Origin of the sequence: Paenibacillus sp. FSL H8-0168, assembly GCF_038592955.1 — a bacterium.
GTDB lineage: Bacteria > Bacillota > Bacilli > Paenibacillales > Paenibacillaceae > Paenibacillus > Paenibacillus polymyxa_B.
On the sequence record NZ_CP151948.1, the window covers coordinates 522,796 to 541,597 of the forward strand.

Here is an 18,802-nt window from a genome sequence, read left to right on the forward strand (position 1 = left end):
TATGAGGCATACACCTTAATGAGGAGGGGTATATTTTGTTATTTCGTAAAAATTGGTTTAAAGGGTTTACAGCAGCCGTTGTAGCTTGTAGCATGCTGGTGTTTTCGGCCGCTCCATCCTGGGCAGCTAGCGATTCTCGCGATAGCGCTACGGTGAATTTGCGGATCATGGAAACAACGGATATTCATGCGTCGCTGATGAACTATGATTACTATTCGGACAAAGAAACCAACGAATATGGCTTGGTTAGTACAGCCAGTTTGATCCAGAAGGCACGTAGTGAAACAAGAAACAGTATGCTGTTCGATAACGGTGATTTGCTGCAGGGCAACCCATTAGGCGATTATATGGCCAGAAACAAAACCTTTGAGAAAGAAGGCGGTGTCCATCCGGTCTACAAGATGATGAATTTGATGGGCTATGATGCAGCTACAGTGGGCAACCATGAATTCAACTACGGTCTCGACTTTCTGGAGAAGTCGCTCAAGGGAGCTGATTTTCCTTATGTAAATGCGAACGTTTATGTTGATAAAGAGGGCCAAGCTACTAAAAATTATTTTACCCCTTATCAGATTCTTGATAAAACAGTAATGGATGAGAAGGGCGAAGAGCATACACTCAGAGTGGGTGTCATCGGCTTGGTCACACCTCAAATTATGCAGTGGGATGAAGCCAATTTAAAGGATAAGGTCGTTACAAAGGATATTGTGGAAACAGCCAAAAAGTTTATTCCTCAAATGAAAACAGAAGGGGCTGACATTATTGTCGTGCTTGCACATACAGGCTATGAAGATGTGCCGCAAACGCCAATGATGGAGAATGCCGTTAAATATTTGAGCAAGGTGGACGGAATTAACGCGATTCTGTTTGGGCATGCTCACAAATCTTTCCCAGGTCCAGATTTTAAAGATATGAGCGGGGTAGATCTGGATAAAGGAACCATTAATGGCGTACCAGCAGTAGAAGCTTCTTCATGGGGCAAGGATCTGGGCATTATTGATCTGAGCCTGGAAAAGAAAAACCGTGAGTGGAACGTAACCAACTCTCAGTCTCAAGTGCGTCCGGTTGTGAGTACCACCAATCAGGCTACGCAGTTTATTCCTGATTTTAAACTGGTTGATGCGATTAAAGAAGAGCATCAAGGAACGCTGGATTATATTCGTCAACCTGTTGGAACAACGACTGCACCGATTACCAGCTATTTTGCATTAGTGCAGGACGACCCCTCTATTCAAATTGTGACGAATGCACAGAAATGGTATGTTCAAAACCATCTTAAAGGAACTGAATACGAAAAACTTCCCGTATTGTCGGCAGGCGCTCCATTCAAGGCCGGCGGTCGAAACGGAGCCGAGTATTACACCAACATTCCTGAAGGTACGGTAGCGATTAAAAATGTGTCCGACCTGTATGTGTATCCGAACACGGTTCATGCTGTAGAAGTGACCGGTGCTGAAATTCAGGAATGGCTGGAGTGGTCTGCGGGTCAGTTCAACCGCATTGATCCAAAGCAAACTGAGGAGCAATCGCTGATCAACAAAGATTTCCCAACCTACAATTTTGATGTCATTGACGGTGTGAATTACCAGATTGATGTAACTCAGCCTGCACGATATGATGCCAAGGGAACTATTATTGATTCTTCAGCTCATCGTATCAAGGATCTGCAATACAATGGAAAAGCGATAGATCCTGCACAGAAATTTATCGTGGCCACCAATAACTATCGTGCTTCCTCATCCAAACTGGCCAACCCAGATGGCAAACGAATTGTGATGGCAGCACCGGATGAAAGTCGCCAGGTCATTGTTGACTATATCCGTACGAACGGAACGATTAATCCATCGGCGGATGGCAATTGGTCTATTGCTCCTTTTGGTCAGGCAAAGGTTACTTTCGAGTCCTCTCCTGATGCCAAAGACGTGCTGGCAGGAAATCAACAAATTTCATTCTTGAGCAGCGCGGCAGACGGCTTTGCCAAATACAGCTTAAAAGCTGGCGCTAAGCCTAGTGCAGCAACGACTCCTGTAAAGGAAGCTGTGGCTCCCGCGAAAGCAACAGCAAAGCCTGCTGTTAAAACGACCAAACCCGCGACTGTTAAACCAGCTAAAACAACGAAGCCAAAGGCGTCCAAATAACTTCGAACTTTAGTTTTTAATCAATATCAGAGTGAAGCAGCAAGTCTCTTTAACCAAGAGATTTGCTGCTTTTTTTAATGTCAAAAACAACAGCCCCCGAATTTATCATGAGTGCAAAAAGTTTTCTGTTTTTGTCGAATATATACTTAAGTCCTAAGTTGTCGTTAAGAATAAGCTAGTTTTTTGTAAAAACACGTAGTTATATAGTACTTTTGTTCTAGTTATTTGTGATATAATGGTGAAAAAACCGGAAAATTGTTCCGAGGAGGACCATTATGACATGCAGCAATTGCAGCATCATATTACCTATTAAGGATCAAGGATTTCTCAGAATTAGGCATTCCAGGGTGTCGCTTACTCCAGCATTAGATGGTTTGGGTATGCTATCGGAACAAATGAAGCAGGAACATGAGCGTGAGGGTGGCATAGAGTTTCGCTATGACAGCCGTTCAGAGCTGGAACAGCTGGTTAACGGACTGGCTCGTCTGCCGCAGGAATACTTGAACCATATGCAAATTGTGGTGACCGGCTTGCATCATGTCGAAGGATATGAGGACTGGCTTTTATTTAGTCAATTGCAAGCCAGACTGCAACATCCGGATATCGTGAATATCATTAAGGATCAAAGTTTTTCCAGCCATATGCAACCTATTGTTGACCATAAGCTGGATATTATCGGGTTTGAATTTTTACTGCGTCCGTCACATGCGGAGAGACCTTTTCAGCCTTTCCGACTGTTTGAAATCGCCCGTGAAGCTGGTTTGCATGCTCATCTGGATCGCTCGGCTCGTATTTCCGCTATTGAAAAAAGTGCAACATGCCTTCCGGCGGGAATTAAACGTTTTATTAACTTTCTCCCTTCGACCATTTATAATCCGGCTTATTGCTTGAATCACACCTTTGAGACGATTGATCAGTTATCCATGAATACGAAGGATTTTGTATTTGAGGTCGTAGAAACGGAAGAAATAGACGACCTTAATTTTTTGCATCATATCTTTGATCAATATCGCAATCGAGGAGTTTCGGTAGCCCTGGACGATGTGGGGGCAGGTTATTCTACGACAGAGCTTATGAATTGCCTTCAGCCGGATTATGTTAAAATTGACCGCAGTATAATTGACGGCTGTCATAGTAACAGTGATCAGAAGCGGCAAATTACAGGGATTGTAGAATCGGCTTTTCGTTTTGGAGGCCAAGTGTTGGCTGAAGGCGTAGAGCAGATGGAGGATTTTGAATTTTGCCGTGAAGCAGGTGTATCACTGGCTCAGGGTTATTTGTTTGGCAAGCCGGAGCCCGGTCCGCCCTCTAATTTTATACTTAGTAGCGTAATATAGTCAGGAACAATTTTAAGTAGACGTAGTTTATAAAAATTGGAGCTTAAATAAGGCTGTGGCATAAGCAAATTCCAATTCTATTGGACAGTGCTTATATCACCATTAATGTAAAAAAACGCGAGTTGCAGAGGTTATCTCACCTTTGCAACTCGCGTTTTTTGGTCATGCTTGCCCACCTGAGCAAGTTCTGGACAAGCGAAGCCACCCAGTCTCGAATTTACTTGGTAAGGAACGTTAAAAGCCTGGAACAGTTTACGACCATTTTTATTTTTAAAGTAAAGATTGACGTTTTGAAGACAATTGGATACAGTGTATTACATAGGAAACAGTGTTTCTTATGTAATACACTGTATCCATACTAGGTAAAAAGTTTAACATTACAGGGAGGACAACCAAAATGAAAGCAGTGCAACTGAAAAATGGTTTTGGCTTTGAAGAGTTAACCTTGACGGAACTTGACATACCGGTGCCAGGACGGTTGGAAGTTCTGATCCGCATAAGGGCAGCGTCTCTGAATTACCGGGATTTGGTAATCATTAACGGAGTAATGCCAATCGGCATTCAATTTCCCTTCATTCCGTTATCTGATGGAGCGGGTGAAATTGTAGCTGTGGGCGAAGGGGTGACAAAATTTCAGATTGGACAAAGGGTAGCGGCAAATTTACAACAGAAATTCATTGGCGGGAGCACGAGAGCGGAGGTCTTAAAGGACAGTCTGGGAGGCCCGCTCAGTGGAGTGGCGTCTGAATATATCGTTCTGCATGAAGAAGGGGTCGTGGCCATTCCGGATCACCTTTCTTGGGAGGAGGCTTCCACCTTGCCGATTGCGGCATTAACCGCATGGAGCATGCTGATGGAATCCGGTGGGCTGCGAGCGGGGGATACGGTGCTCTTGCAAGGAACAGGCGGTGTTTCCATCTTTGGGCTTCAATTCTCTCTGATGGCGGGAGCAAGGGTAATTATCACATCGAGCAGCAATGACAAGCTGGAACGGGCAAAGGATCTCGGCGCATGGCAGACAATCAACTATTCGGAAGTTCCCGAGTGGGATAAGGTGGCTCTGGAGCTGACAGACGGCGGAGTCGACCAGGTCCTGGATGTAGGGGGAGCGGCAACAATGGCGCAATCCATCAATGCACTTCGTACCGGAGGGACTGTGAACATGGTCGGCTTCTTATCGGGCTTGACTATTCCTGAGTTCGATGTCACCAGCATTTTGCAGAAGGCTGCGACGATTCGCGGCAGCCAAGTCGGTAACCGGGAACATTTCGAAAATATGAATCGTGCCATTTCCCGCCATCGTTTACATCCTGTCATTGACCGGGTATTCCCGCTCAGCCGAATCGGCGAAGCCTTTGCACTTTTGGCTGAAGGAAAACAGTATTTCGGTAAAATCGTCGTTCAAATATAAATATTATTCACATCACATAGGAGGCAATCTAATGCCCAGTAAACCTGATTTATCTGTCAAAGATTCTCAAGGAAGAAAGAATAAGAAACCGCGTAAATGGGTACGCAGAACCGGATTATCGCTGCTGGCGGTAATCCTTCTGGGAGTGGTTATTTTTATGCTCATCCCTTCCCCTGTCCAGCCTGCAAAATGGTTTGCACCTTCGGCCCCCTCATTTGAACAAGCGGGTCCATGGCAACAAAACAACAAACTCAGCTCCGCAGAGCTTGTTACAGATGCCCCTAAGTTTCCGGAATTTATCACCTTTGACAAGGTAGGAAATTTATATACGGGAGACTCCGACGGGAAAATTTATAAGGTTGCCTTTGATACTAAGGGCAATCCGCAAAAGGCCCAGCTATATGCAGATACCCAAGGAACGCCCAATGGACTTATGTTTGATGCAAGTGGAAATTTGATCGTTACGGATGTTAAGAAGGGGTTGCTGTCGGTAGATCCTTCCGGAAACGTGACGGTGTTGGCCAATCAAGTCGACGGCACACCGATCTATTTGGCCAACGAGCTGGATATTGCCAAAGATGGTACCATTTATTTTTCTGACACCTCCAATTATGGCAGTGTAGTCTTCAAAGAAATCGCCGAGAACAAGCCACATGGACGTTTGCTGAAATATGATCCGGTGACCAAGCAGACGACAGTTCTGTTGGAAGGCCTTTATTTTGCGAACGGGGTTGCCTTGTCTGCGGACGAAGATTTTGTGCTTGTGGCAGAGTCGTATCACTACCAATTGACCCGATACTGGCTCAAAGGGCCGAAGAAGGGGACTTCGGATATTTTTGTGGATAATCTTGCCGGTTTTCCGGATAACATTACGCGTGATGATCAAGGCCATTTCTGGGTCGGTCTCTTCACAACACGTATTCCCTTTGTAGATCAGATGCATGGAAGCCCGTGGCTGGCTGGAATGATGGCCAAATTGCCTCAATCGCTGCTCAGCGGTGCAAGCGCACCTGTGAAGCATGGGCTTGCTGTGGAGCTTAATCCGCAGGGTAAACTCATCGGAAGCTGGCATGATCCTGAAGGCTCGCTTTATGGGGTAACCACGGCTGTAAACCATGACGGATATTTATATATAGGTACAGCTCCTGGAGGCAGCCAGGGTGTTCATCGTGTGCTTTTAACCAAATAAGCTTGGGGAGGGTTTTACATGATATTGGATGAGTTGAGATTATCCTGGAAAGCGAAGGAAAGCCTGGCCGGGAAAGTAGCTTTGGTAACAGGCGCAAGCAGCGGCATTGGGGCATCGATTGCAAAAAAACTGGCAAAGCGAGGCGCGTATGTAGCTGTATTGGCACGCCGTCAGGAACGATTGGATGAATTGGTTCGCGACTTGCACCAAGAGGAATTGTACGAGGTCATGGCAATACCTGCCGATATCCAAAAAGCTGAAGACGTACAGCAGGCGGTCCGCGCCATTCTTGAACGCTGGGGACGGCTTGACATTATCGTTGCCAATGCTGGCTTCGGGTATCGAAGCCCACTGGCAGAAGTGGAACTGGAAAGGTGGGAGGAGCTTTACAAGACGAATGTGCACGGTCTTGTTCTGACACTGAAGTACGGACTTCAGCCAATGAGGGAACAGGCCAAGGGGGATGTTGTCATTGTCTCCTCTATTGCAGCGAAGGAAGTGGTTGCCGGAGGAGGACTATACAGCGCTACCAAGTACGGTGTTAGCGCTATAGCCTCTGCATTGCGTTTGGAGACCAGTACGCAAGGAATTCGTGTAACTGCGATTCACCCCGGGGCGGTGGCGACGGAATTTTCGCAGGTGGCCGGATATCCCGAGCAGGAAATTCGGGCGTTTGCTTCGAGCGTTTTGCCGCTGCATCCCGATGATGTTGCAGAAGCTGCCCTTTATGCACTAGAGCAGCCGGAGCATGTCAATATTCCAGAGTTGACCATTATGCCTTCGAGGCAGGTCCAGCGGTTCAAATAGAGCAATATTTATTCTGACACAAACCGGGTATGGTCATCGCCGATGCCGGGTATGGCGGCGATGAGGACTACATGCCTTCGCTTGACCATAACCTGCTCAAATGGATGAGCATGAACCAAAAAGCGCGAGCTACAGGGGGAATAACCCTTGCACTCGCGCTTTTTTATACTAATGACGAAGCGTGACTGTCCAATAAAGTTTAAAACCAGCTTTGGGACAGCTCCATTTACTATAGAGCAGACCATATCCAATGAAAATTTTGGCTCCACGTTCGCTTATCCAGTCATCGTGAGCATAGCTATAGTGTAATGACGTACAGACCTAGCGGCGTAGTTGCACTGCCGGCGACCATGAAGCTGAGATCATAGCTGGATCTGCCGGGAGGGACGCTGATATCAGCCAATCGGCATACCTTGGTATTATCTCGTAGCAGAGGGATACCATATACACGATCATCCACACGTACAGATCCGGCGAACGCGCCCCCACGTGGATTGGCGTAGATTCGTACGATACGTACCTCGTCACTGTCATTAACGATGGGAATGGTCGCGTTGTATATGGTTCCGAATTGTCCGCGATTATCTAGCGCAGGCCCCAGCTCGCTGCGTGCCCCGGTAAATAGCAGATCGGCAGGAGTCTCGCCGTTCAGCTTTTTGGTGGCACACGCCCGATAGTTTGCGCTCTGCCCCACCACGTACTCTGGCATCCGCGCATTCGTTTCGGAAAAGGACCACACCCCTCGTGGATGCGCCTGGGGTGGAGGTACGGGAGGAAGCGCATCCATATGAATCTGGCGCAGATCGGTCTGCGTATCCTTGCTGATCACGGTGCGAATCACATAATCCAGCGTACCGTGGCCTTCAGCAAATTCTACTGTGAGGTCATAGATGAATCCGGCCAGCGATCCTTCGGGCAGCTCAAATTCCTCCAGCAGAGCGGTGCTTTTGCCGAATTTATGACGGTCTGCTGGCTTCAGACGTTCCATCGTACCCGCCAAACAGCTTTTGGCAATAGACTGCCCGACATCTATAATCCAGTTGCCGTCTTCAGGCACAATCTTAAGGGCACGTTCAATATGTCGTACTTCTAGTTTAGCGGCGCTTCTGTTCTCTACGGTGATGCCCAGTTTAACAGCGCTGCCGATTTTGTTATAATGCCAGCCGAAAATGCGATGTTTGACTGTTCGCGTTGTCGTGCGAACCACGTCATGCCACAGGGTGGCTTGCTCGGTAGGTACCGTCACATGGGTAAGCGTCTCCGGATTATCGCTAAGCATCAGGCGGCGTGTTCCCCCCTCAGTGGCTGACTCCACGTCCACATGGATATTGGGCGGGATCACAGCAGTTTCCACAATCAGATCCTTTGGCTCCTTGGGTCGATGGTTCATGTCAATTCCTCCTTTTATTCAAAAATGGCACCGCTTTGGGTACATGTATATGGGCAGTTCATAAATATAGGTAACGCCAGATACACTTTTACAACCTGTTTTGCAAAATATTTTTTTAAAATAAACCTCCGTAGGTTATAGCGGCTCTGCTGATGGAAGCAAGCTTACAAGACTCTTGTTCCCCTACACCAACGATTCGCAGACAGGTATTGCGTGTATGTTAAGAGCATAAGCTATTGGATGTACAGAGAAGCTACAGGAGGGAAACATGCCTAGAAAAATATGGTGGAAGGAAGCCGTTGTATATCAGATTTACCCGATCAGTTTTCAGGATTCTGACGGAGACGGTAAAGGGGACTTGCGAGGCATTTTGTCCAGGCTGGATTATTTGTGTGAGCTGGGTATTGATGTAATCTGGATTTGTCCGGTATATAAATCGCCCAATCACGATAACGGATATGATATTAGTGATTATTATGCCATTATGGATGAGTTTGGAACAATGGAGGATTTTGACGAACTGCTTCACCAGGCGCATGAACGAGGCATTAAAATCATGATGGATTTGGTATTAAACCATACATCGGATGAGCATCCGTGGTTTACGGAGTCACGCTCGTCCAAGGATAATCCGAAGCGGGACTACTACATATGGCGAACAGGCAAAAATGGCGGATATCCGAACAACTGGGAATCGTATTTTTCCGGTTCAGTGTGGAAATATGACAAGCTTACAGACGAATATTACATGCATCTATATTCCGAGCATCAGCCAGATCTGAACTGGGAAAATGAAGAGATGGTGAGCGAACTCTACCGTATGGTGGAATGGTGGCTGAAAAAGGGAGTTGATGGCTTCCGTTTTGACGCCATTGCCCATATTGTCAAAGCCGAAGGGCTGCCGGATGCCGATAATCCTGACAAACGAACCTTGGTACGTGCCTATCAGCTCTTTTCCAATCTAGAACAGGTACATGTACTTCTACGGATGCTGAATGAAAAATTACTGGAGCGTTATCCCTTAATGACAGTTGGCGAAACGTCTGGTTTAGGACCGGAACAGGCACTTGATTATGTGGGGGACCAGCGGCATGAGCTGAATATGGTTTTCCAGTTTGAACACATGTTTATTGATGCCCAAGGGCTGGGGACGGAAAAATGGAAATCCAAGCCGTGGACACTAGTGGAGCTGAAAAAAATAATGAGCAGCTGGCAGACAGTGCTTCATGAGGAAGGATGGAATGCCAATTATCTGAACAATCATGATCAGCCGCGGGCCCTCTCGCGATTTGCGAATGATGGACAATATCGCGTGGAGTCAGCCAAAATGCTGGCAACCTTCACACATATGTTAGAGGGTACGCCTTATATTTATCAGGGTGAGGAAATTGGGATGACGAATATTGCATTCCCGTCCATTGATGATTATCGGGATGTGGAAACGTTGAATTATTATGAGCAACAACGGAAGCTCGGTGAGTCCGAGGAACAGATTATGGCAGAGATCTGGCGAAAAAGTCGGGATAATGCGCGCACTCCCATGCAATGGAATGCTGGACCCTCAGCCGGATTTACCGATGGAGAGCCGTGGATGAAGATTAACGATAACTACACACACATTAATGCAGAGGCAGAAAGAAATAATCCAGACTCAATTTTCCACTATTATCGCAAGTTAATTGCTCTGCGCAAACAACATGAGGTCATAGTCTATGGCGAATACAAGCTGCTGTTGCCGCTGGATACGGAGCTGTATGTATTCACTCGTATGCTGGGAGAAGAGCGTTTGCTCGTCATTTTGAATTTCTTTGACCGTGATCCGGTGTACCACTGGCCCGAGGAGGACTTTCCTGTCGCTAAGGCGGAGCTGCTGCTGTCCAACTACAAGCCGGTTCAAGGAGAACAACTGCATGCCTTGAAGCTGCGCCCTTATGAAGCCAGGGTGTATAAGCTAACCATGCAATAGGTGTTGCTATCTTTAGAATGGTAAAAGGAAGGGAAGGTTCATAGAGAGACCTTCCCTTTCTTGGCGTTTGGCTAAATGGTAACCATTTTAGACAACTCACGTATTTTGGCGATAATCCGGTCTTCTTGATTTTCCCCCTCATTAGGGATCGATTCAGTCGCGAAGGCAGCCAGTTCAGCATGGTGATGAATCATGACGGCATGGTGTGCCTCCCTGAACATCGGAATATCATTCGCATCATTGCCGAAGGCGATAAATTGACGGGGCTGCACACCAAGCTTCTGAAGCGCGTTCCATTTATGGATATTTTGCGGGCTGATGTCCAGCACTTGTTCATTACGGTGTTGATGGATGACCACGCCGAGCGGCGAAAGCTTGGCGGCCAGCTCATCCATATCGTTATATCCATTACCTTCCTTGGTCGTAAACTAAAAAGCCCGATTCACACTGGCTACCATGGGCAGGTGTGGATCGGGCTCATTATGATATCGACTCATTAAATTCAATTACTATTTAGTGATAATGTTTCACCTTAAGGTCGTCTAGACTTTTAAACTCATACCCTTGCTTGCGAGCCTCGTCTATGATAGAACCAAGTGCCTCGGCATTGTCCTTGGATACGGAATGGAGCAGAATGACCGCACCAGGGTGAAGCTGACGAATGACTTGACGATAGGCATAGTCCGTTCCTTGCTGAATATTTGTGTCCCAGTCCTTGTAAGCCACAGACCAGAACACGCTCGTATATCCAGCTTCTCGACAGGAAGCCAATGCTTTTTCACTAAAAATGCCGCGAGGCGGCCGGACGTATTTCATTTCTTTTTGCCCGGTTAGCTCTGCCGATGCATTTCGTACCCGATCTAGCTCAGACCGGATCTCTGTCGAAGAAATGGTGCTCATATCAGGATGGCTCCATGAATGGTTTCCGATAATATGACCCTCACTGGCCATGCGTCGCATCAAATCAGGCTGGTCTTTTACAAAATGCCCTGTCACAAAAAAGGCGGCTGGAACCTTTTTGGCCTTCAATACATCCAGCACTTTGGGAGTATACCCATTCTCATAGCCGTTGTCGAAAGTGAGAAATAATTCTTTTTTAGTCGTATCCCCCAGAAAGATGCCACCTTGCCTTTCGATTAGTTGCATAAAACCTTCTTGTGCGATGGAAGGCAGCTCCCCTCCCTTACTTTTTTTAAACCCAAAATGATAAGGCTGTCCGTCAACAGTCTGAGTAGCCCATGCGGGTTCTGCCGTAACTGTCAACATCCCTATAACTCCAACGCATAGCCACAAGGTGAATATTCGCTTCATCTATCTTCCTCCGCTTCCGTCCCGTTCGGGCAAGGTGTGTATGCTTCGGCATATTTCATACCATTTGCAATATCATGCTGATTTATGCAAGGACTGAACTAACCAAGACTCAAAACACATATTGACATGAATATTAAATCGAAGTAGTATACTTTATAAAACTTACTAGAATACTCGGATTTAATTCGATCGTTCATGCCAAAGAAAAGCAATCAGCTTAGAACATCTTACATACTTGTGAGAACGGAAGGAGTTAGGACTCATGATTGAACTTAGGAATGTATCCAAAACCTATGTGAGAAAAGGTCTAAGTATTGAAGCGTTAAAAAATATAAATATCAAAGTGGATAAAGGAGATATTTTCGGATTTATCGGATTCAGTGGCGCTGGGAAAAGTACGCTGATCCGTTTGGTCAATCGTCTGGAGAAAGTAACCAGCGGAGAGGTTCTTGTTGAGGGGGAACAGTTAAATACCTACTCGACCTCTGGGCTGCGGAAGGTAAGAAAGAAGATCGGAATGATTTTTCAGCATTTTAATCTGCTGGAATCGAAAACAGTGTTCGACAACATTGCAATTCCGTTGGTGCTGCTTAAGCGCAACAAACGGGAAATAGAGGGGCGTGTAAAGGAGCTTTTGGCGTTCATAGGATTGTCGGACAAGGCGAATAGCTACCCCAGCGAGCTTTCCGGCGGACAAAAGCAGCGTGTGGGGATTGCACGGGCGCTTGCGAGCAACCCGTCCATTTTGCTCTGTGATGAGGCAACCTCGGCACTTGATCCGCAGACCACACAGTCAATTCTCGACTTGCTTCGTAAAATCAATAAGGAATACAAGATCACCATTTTGATCATCACCCATGAAATGTCGGTGATTCAGCGGATTTGCAACAAGGTAGCCGTAATGGAAAAGGGGGAAATCATCGAGCAGGGCAATGTCCTGGAGGTATTCGGGCAGCCGCAGCACCCGACGACACAGAGCTTTGTACGCACGGTCATTCACGATACGGTACCCGAGAGTGTGCTGCAAACGTTCGAACAGCAAGAATCGCAGCGAATATACAAGCTGGAATTTATAGGGCAGGTTGCTTCTGATCCGGTGGTTCATGAATTGATTCGGCAGCATGATATCCACGTGAACATTTTGTTTGCCAACATGACGGAGATTCAAGAAACGACGATTGGCTATATGACGATTCAACTGCGCGGTGGACAGCATGCCGTTCAGCAGGCTGTTGATTTTCTCAAGAGCAAAGGAGTTCATATTCAGGAGGTAGAGAGTCTATGATGATTACAGGAACTACGATCACCTGGGATCAACTGTGGGAAGCTTTGTATGAATCCGTGCTCATGGTCAGCATATCATTATTCATTGGCGCCCTGATCGGTATCCCTATCGGTATTTTACTCGTCATCACCCGTCCAGGCGGAATTCTGGAGAACAAATGGCTGCACAATATTTTGAATCCAATCATTAACATTGTTCGTTCCTTACCGTTTATTATCTTGCTGATTGCGATCATTCCGTTAACCCGTCTGATTGTGAATACATCCATTGGGACCAGTGCGGCAATTGTCCCCTTGATTATATACATTGCGCCATATATCGGAAGGCTGGTCGAAAACTCGCTGTTGGAGGTAAATCCGGGGATACTGGAGGCAGCAGATGCGATGGGGGCGACCCCGTTTCAGGTCATTCGATACTTTTTGCTTCCTGAGGCATTCAGTTCTCTGATTTTGTCGTTAACGACAGCAGCCATTGGTCTGATTGGTGCTACTGCTATGGCTGGTGCGGTCGGCGGAGGCGGAATTGGCGATCTGGCGATCGCATATGGCTATCAACGTTTTGATACGCTGGTTATGCTGATTACCGTCATCATTCTAGTCTTGTTTGTACAAGGTGTTCAGTCCTTGGGGAACCTATTGTCCCGTAAAGCACGCAGGGGTTAAATTAGATGTTTTTCTTTTTTACCTATTGTCTGTTCATAGCTTGTAATTTTATAATCCATGCGTTCCAATACGTTGTTCATATCTGCCATTTTGGCAATGAGCTGCTTACGCTGCTCCATTAGGAGTTCTTTTCTAGCATTTATCGTTTCATCACCCTGCTGGAACAACCTAACGTACTCAATCAAAATTTCAATGGGAAGCCCTACGCCTCGCATGCATTTGATATATTCAACCCATCTGCAGTCTTCTTCCGTGTAATCCCTGATTCCACTTTTATTACGGTTCACACGCGGAATAAGTCCGATGCGTTCATAATAGCGGAGTGTATCCTGAGATAGTTCGAATTTTTTGCTTACTTCTGCGATCAACATGCAGACTTCACCTCCTGATTTCTGATCAAGAAACGCCCTATGTAAATGGATAGGGCGTTCTTGTTGTTTCTTATTTCGAAACTTTCATTTCATCCATATTTACTGAGCGCCAACTACCGGATGAGGAACATATGGCTCTTCCAGCAATGCAATTTCTTCAGGTGTTAACGTAATCGAAAGAGCAGCTACTGCATCTTCGAGATGAGACGTTTTCGTAGCACCGATAATGGGAGCTGTTACCGGTTCTTTCTGTAGCAACCAGGCAAGTGCGATTTGAACGCGGGGAACTCCACGTTTTTCTGCGATTGCCGCAACCTGCTCCACGATCAATCGATCGGTATCTGCAGTCGCATCGTATTTAGATTTCGCAACTTGATCGGTTTCGGAACGATGTGTTGTTTCCTGCGCATCACGCGTCAATCTTCCACCTGCAAGCGGGCTGTATGGAATCACACCGATTTTTTCTTCCTTACAAAGCGGCAGCATCTCTCTCTCCTCTTCACGATATAAGAGATTTAAATGATTCTGCATGGATACAAATCGGGTCCATCCATTCTTTTCAGCGACATGTAACGCCTTCAGAAACTGCCATGCGTACATGGCAGAAGCACCAATATATCTTGCCTTCCCGGCCTTCACAACATCATGTAATGCTTCCATCGTCTCTTCAATAGGGGTATTGTAATCCCAGCGATGGATTTGGTACAGATCCACATAATCTGTCCCCAGTCGCTTAAGGCTCTTATCTATTTCACTCATGATAGCCTTTCGGGAAAGTCCCGCACCATTCGGGCCTTGATGCATACGGAAATGAACCTTGGTCGCGAGGACAATTTCATCTCGATTCGCATAATCCTTTAAAGCTCGTCCAACAATTTCTTCGCTAGTTCCATCTGAATATACATTTGCGGTATCAAAAAAATTAATACCTAGCTCCAGGGCATTTTTTATAATGGGACGACTGCGCTCTTCATCTAGTATCCATGGGTGAATCCACCGTTCTGCAACCCCAAAGCCCATACACCCAAGACAAAGCCGGGATACATCCAAGCCGGTATTTCCAAGTTTCACATAGTCCATTTGATTATACCTCGCTTTCCTAGATATTGTTTTCTTCAAATGTAGTCTACTCCAGCTACTTACACCGGATATTATTACATTTGGAGTTCACTCCAAGTCAAGCAATTTTGCTCCGGAATGATTCGTATAGGTCTAATTGTTCAGAATCGGTTCAGTGGGGTTTCGTATACTTCTCTTAGCATAGTTCCTTGGTTGCATAAATCGTAGAACTAAACATGACTAAAGCCTTGATATAACAGGATATATGCCAATAAATAGTGTCTAGGAGTTGAAATGTTGAAACTTGTAAATCGAAATAAATGGATTGCATCTGCGATGGTATTGGGTATTGCTTCAGGTTCAATCGTATCTCTGCCTTGGGTGGGCGGCGTCCAGACTGCTTATGCAGCGACAGCAGATACGCAAAGCGAAACTGGATTTGTATCACAAGCTCGCACCTTGGGTTTGATGACAGGCGGTAATCAGGGCGATTTTATGGCACAAAAAAATTTGACCCGTGCAGAAGCGGCTAAAATTTTGTGCAGTCTGTTCCAGTTGGAAGTTAACAACCAGTCGCAAACTTCTTTTATGGATGTATCGTCCGATGCATGGGGCGCTCCCTATATTGAGGCTGTACGTGCAGCCGGGTATATGACAGGCAACGGGGAACTGTTCCATCCGGGGGATGCCATTACCAAGGAAGAACTGATCGTATCGCTAGTACGTGCAATGGACTTACAGGATGCCGGCACAGCGAATGCACAGCAAAATGCAGTTCAAGTTGCCCGCTCTTATGGTCTGTTATCAGAGGATGCTTCTACAACGGATTTGAAAAATCCATTGAACCGGGAGAGTGGTGCGGAAGTATTCGTCAGCCTGCTGGATCATCCGGTAGGAGAAGTGAAATCAGAGGGCAATACTGTTCGCATCGGAAATATCCCGTACCAGTTGGAAGGATCTTTGCAAGGTTTGTTTGGTGAAAATAACAAAGCTGTATTAAAAGGGGCAAAATTCGACCTTAACCGTAATTTGCGTACACTCACAGGTGTGAATAAGCTGGAAATTAACGCAGACGGCGGCGTTTTTGACGGTAAAGGTGTATCTTTTGAAGGACGCCTGATCGTCAATGGCTCGGTAACCTTGAAGAACATGTCCTCCACAGGCGTATTGGAAATCAAAGGCTCAGGGACTCAGCCTGTATCGGCCCTTTTGGAAAATACGGCATGGTCTAGTGTGGAGCTGGGCTCCAAGGATGCCAAGCTGACAGCAACCGGGACGACGAAGATCGACAACCTGACGCTGAAAAATGATGCATCGATCGTGACCGAGGGAAATGCCGCGATTAGTCGCGTTTCGTTGCAACAGGGACTGGGCAAGCTGTTGGTTAGCGGCAGTATTGGTTTGCTGGATGCATCACAATATGTGGGCGTTCCTTTTATTACGCTGGCTAAGGGAGCTACAATCAACCGGCTTAACCTACCGGAACAAAAACAGCCGCAGGATGTTATCATTAACTATGATGCGATGAAAGTAGCTGTTAGTCTCGTGAATGGCACGACGAACTCGTCCTCTACTGGATCGGTTGTCACGGAAACAGAGAGCAAAGATAAGAAAAAACACAACAGTGACATTGTCAACGTAGACCGCAGTCAGCTGGAGGCAGAAGTCCATGCAGCCAAAGATCTGCTGGATCGTGCAGGTGAGGGTGGACCGGATCAGGCACTCTACCCGGCTACGGCCAAGGAAAGCCTGTCGGCAGCAATCCACCAGGCTACGCTGGTACTGAACAATACTACAGCTACACAGGCAGAGGTAGATCAAGCGCTCAGCACATTGAAACAGGAAGCTTCTGTGTACACAGATTCAGCCACAGAACCGATGATTGGAACACAGGAATTAGTTAGGCTGATTCAGGTAGCTTCGACTACCCTTGAGCAAAATCGAATGGTTAGCGACGAATTCCCACCTCTTTGGGATGATTCATTAAGTCAAGCAATTCAATTTGGCAATAATGTGTTAGAAGGGAATGCGCCCCAAAATATAGTGGATCGGGAAGTAGTAAGCCTGCGTCGAGTAATTAAAGTATACGAAGCATCGGTAAGACTCAGAGATGCCTATCTGCATTTTCTCGATGTAACGGATCATGTGGAGAATTTGAAAACAGACAAAGCGCGTTACAAGTCCTTAGTGAGAGAAGGATTAAATGTATATGTGAACCCATTAACTACAACGGAGCAGTTGGACGAATGGACACGAAAAATAAAAGATACGACAGAAGCATTCATGGCACTGCAAGCAGCGGACTTCTCAGTGCTTAAAAATACTTTACAAGAAGCGGAGGTTATCTACGATCAGAGTGGCTCTCAAAATGCCGAACTGGCCAACCTCATTCAGGAATATACAGAGAAGATGCATACGGCTATGACGCAGCAGGACGTATTGACCTTGAACATGGAGCTGAGTCAAAGACTTGCGGAATTCACTGCGCCAGTACCTGCTACAACTCGGGAAAAACTGCAACAGCTGGTTCAAGACATTCATCTAAAACTGCTGTCCAACCCTATTGCTCGTAATTACTTAAATACGGAAATGCTTCCTTTAGAGCAACTAACAGAACAAGCCAACTTTGCACTCATGATGCCGTTTACTCCTGAGGAGCAATTGGTGATCTCTTATAATCAATTAAGTCAGGCTAAAGGGACCTATATTGAAAAATATAACGAGAAAAGGCTACAATTGAGAGCCGAAATCATTGAAATGCAGGCATCGATCAATGGAATTTTGGTGCAAAATTCAGGCTCATTAAGCGCTGAAGCCCAGCAAGCCTTGTCTTCTGCTTCAGAGCATGCCTCCATCTTCTTAGGTTTGCCTAGCTTTGAATTGCAAGACGTGGTTCCTGTATACGAGGAGTTGCAACGGGTACAGAGCCAGTATGCTGCACCAATAGCAGTGGATACCATGTTGTTAAATTTCAACATAAGTATAGCTAATAATGAAGTTCAGACGTTCGGCCGTCATTATACCCAACAAGATAACGAAGAACTTCAAGGGCAAATTAATCAGGCAAACCTTGTGCTTAATACTCCGGATATTACACAGCTTCAGGTAGACCAGGCTAACACAGATTTGATTACAGCACTTTCGAACTACCAATCCAAATGGATCGTAACTGATCTTGATATCAATGAACTCAAGAACATTGCGAACAATCTGCTTACAGTAAATGGTACAGATCCTACGACGGTCTACTTTCACAGAGTAGTGGATGCATTCAATCGTCTGGACCAGTATTATCCTATGCCGGAAATCAAGAAAAATTATATGAATCTGGAAGATGCGATTCAGGAGTATAAAGATTTTGTAGCCAGCCAGCAACAAAGCAGCGGAACAGGAAGTGGCGACAGCAGTGGAGGAACAACACCACCAAGCGACAACAGCGGAACAGGAAGCGGCGACAGCAGTGGAGGAGCAACGCCACCAAGCGATAGCAGCGGAACAGGAAGTGGCGACAGCAGCGGTGGAGCAACGCCGCCAAGCGATAGCAGCGGAACAGGAAGCAGCGACAGCAGTGGAGGAGCAACACCACCGAGCGATAGCAGCGGAACAGGAAGCAGTGACAGCAGCGGTGGAGCAACGCCGCCAAGCGATAGCAGCGGAACAGGAAGCGGCGACAGCAGCGATGGAGCAACGCTACCAAGCGATAGCAGCGGAGGCGATTCAGGCTCGATTCCTGGCGGTGGTAATGATGAAGGCATGATTCCTTAATAAGGGAAATGCAGGAAGTACAAGGGTGTATAAAAGGGGACGATTCCGCACAGATTTTTGTCTGCGGCGGGCGTCCCCTTTTGCATGGGCAGCGCTTCTAATACAGCTGGT

General features: G+C 46.4%; 14 protein-coding genes. 9 read left to right on the plus strand and 5 right to left on the minus strand.

Annotated features, from left to right (window positions below):
* Positions 1 to 35: 35 nt before the first annotated feature.
* From MHI21_RS02410 to MHI21_RS02430, 5 genes are all read left to right on the plus strand, one after another.
* Positions 36 to 2,138, plus strand: coding sequence for a bifunctional 2',3'-cyclic-nucleotide 2'-phosphodiesterase/3'-nucleotidase (locus MHI21_RS02410; RefSeq protein WP_342419357.1), 2,103 nt, complete (start codon positions 36 to 38; stop codon positions 2,136 to 2,138).
* 275 nt (positions 2,139 to 2,413) lie between these two features.
* A complete protein-coding gene (locus tag MHI21_RS02415; protein ID WP_165178798.1) occupies positions 2,414 to 3,475 on the plus strand; it encodes an EAL domain-containing protein in 1,062 nt (353 codons plus the stop codon).
* 397 nt (positions 3,476 to 3,872) lie between these two features.
* Positions 3,873 to 4,886, plus strand: coding sequence for an NAD(P)-dependent alcohol dehydrogenase (locus MHI21_RS02420; protein WP_342419358.1), 1,014 nt, complete (start codon positions 3,873 to 3,875; stop codon positions 4,884 to 4,886).
* Between the two features lie 31 nt (positions 4,887 to 4,917).
* Positions 4,918 to 6,075: an SMP-30/gluconolactonase/LRE family protein gene (locus MHI21_RS02425; RefSeq protein WP_342419359.1), complete on the plus strand. Its 1,158-nt coding sequence runs from the start codon at positions 4,918 to 4,920 to the stop codon at positions 6,073 to 6,075.
* Positions 6,076 to 6,093: 18 nt separating this feature from the next.
* Positions 6,094 to 6,882, plus strand: coding sequence for an SDR family oxidoreductase (locus tag MHI21_RS02430; RefSeq protein WP_250259675.1), 789 nt, complete (start codon positions 6,094 to 6,096; stop codon positions 6,880 to 6,882).
* Between the two features lie 298 nt (positions 6,883 to 7,180).
* Here MHI21_RS02430 and MHI21_RS02435 read toward each other — a convergent pair whose 3' ends face one another.
* Positions 7,181 to 8,272 carry a hypothetical protein gene (locus MHI21_RS02435; protein WP_341162443.1) on the minus strand — a complete coding sequence of 364 codons (1,092 nt, stop codon included), beginning with the start codon at positions 8,270 to 8,272 and terminating at the stop codon, positions 7,181 to 7,183.
* Positions 8,273 to 8,540: 268 nt separating this feature from the next.
* On the opposite strand from MHI21_RS02435, the gene MHI21_RS02440 reads away from it, so the two are divergent.
* Positions 8,541 to 10,238, plus strand: a complete 1,698-nt coding sequence (locus tag MHI21_RS02440) for an alpha-glucosidase (RefSeq protein ID WP_342419360.1) — start codon at positions 8,541 to 8,543, stop codon at positions 10,236 to 10,238.
* A 71-nt stretch (positions 10,239 to 10,309) separates the two neighbouring features.
* On the opposite strand, the gene MHI21_RS02445 is transcribed toward MHI21_RS02440, so the two are convergent.
* Together MHI21_RS02445 and pdaA are read right to left on the minus strand one after the other, a co-directional pair.
* Positions 10,310 to 10,633, minus strand: coding sequence for an HAD hydrolase family protein (locus MHI21_RS02445; protein ID WP_342419361.1), 324 nt, complete (start codon positions 10,631 to 10,633; stop codon positions 10,310 to 10,312).
* Between the two features lie 118 nt (positions 10,634 to 10,751).
* Complete coding sequence (pdaA, locus tag MHI21_RS02450; protein WP_342419362.1) at positions 10,752 to 11,549, minus strand: delta-lactam-biosynthetic de-N-acetylase; 798 nt, start codon at positions 11,547 to 11,549, stop codon at positions 10,752 to 10,754.
* Between the two features lie 262 nt (positions 11,550 to 11,811).
* Here pdaA and MHI21_RS02455 point away from each other — a divergent pair, with 262 nt between their 5' ends.
* The gene (locus tag MHI21_RS02455) at positions 11,812 to 12,834 is read left to right on the plus strand and encodes a methionine ABC transporter ATP-binding protein (protein WP_165178804.1); all 1,023 of its coding nucleotides are present in this window, start codon (positions 11,812 to 11,814) and stop codon (positions 12,832 to 12,834) included.
* The gene (locus MHI21_RS02460) at positions 12,831 to 13,496 is read left to right on the plus strand and encodes a methionine ABC transporter permease (RefSeq protein ID WP_061831143.1); all 666 of its coding nucleotides are present in this window, start codon (positions 12,831 to 12,833) and stop codon (positions 13,494 to 13,496) included. The genes MHI21_RS02455 and MHI21_RS02460 overlap by 4 nt, the downstream gene beginning before the upstream one ends.
* Here MHI21_RS02460 and MHI21_RS02465 read toward each other — a convergent pair.
* Both MHI21_RS02465 and MHI21_RS02470 read right to left on the minus strand, forming a co-directional pair.
* Positions 13,493 to 13,867, minus strand: a complete 375-nt coding sequence (locus tag MHI21_RS02465) for a MerR family transcriptional regulator (protein ID WP_023986717.1) — start codon at positions 13,865 to 13,867, stop codon at positions 13,493 to 13,495. The two genes, MHI21_RS02460 and MHI21_RS02465, sit on opposite strands and share 4 nt — an antisense overlap.
* A 99-nt stretch (positions 13,868 to 13,966) precedes the next feature.
* Positions 13,967 to 14,947 (minus strand): aldo/keto reductase, encoded by a 981-nt coding sequence (locus MHI21_RS02470; protein WP_025722907.1) that lies wholly within the window; start codon positions 14,945 to 14,947, stop codon positions 13,967 to 13,969.
* 273 nt (positions 14,948 to 15,220) lie between these two features.
* Here MHI21_RS02470 and MHI21_RS02475 point away from each other — a divergent pair, with 273 nt between their 5' ends.
* Positions 15,221 to 18,691: an S-layer homology domain-containing protein gene (locus tag MHI21_RS02475; RefSeq protein ID WP_342419363.1), complete on the plus strand. Its 3,471-nt coding sequence runs from the start codon at positions 15,221 to 15,223 to the stop codon at positions 18,689 to 18,691.
* Positions 18,692 to 18,802 lie beyond the last annotated feature (111 nt).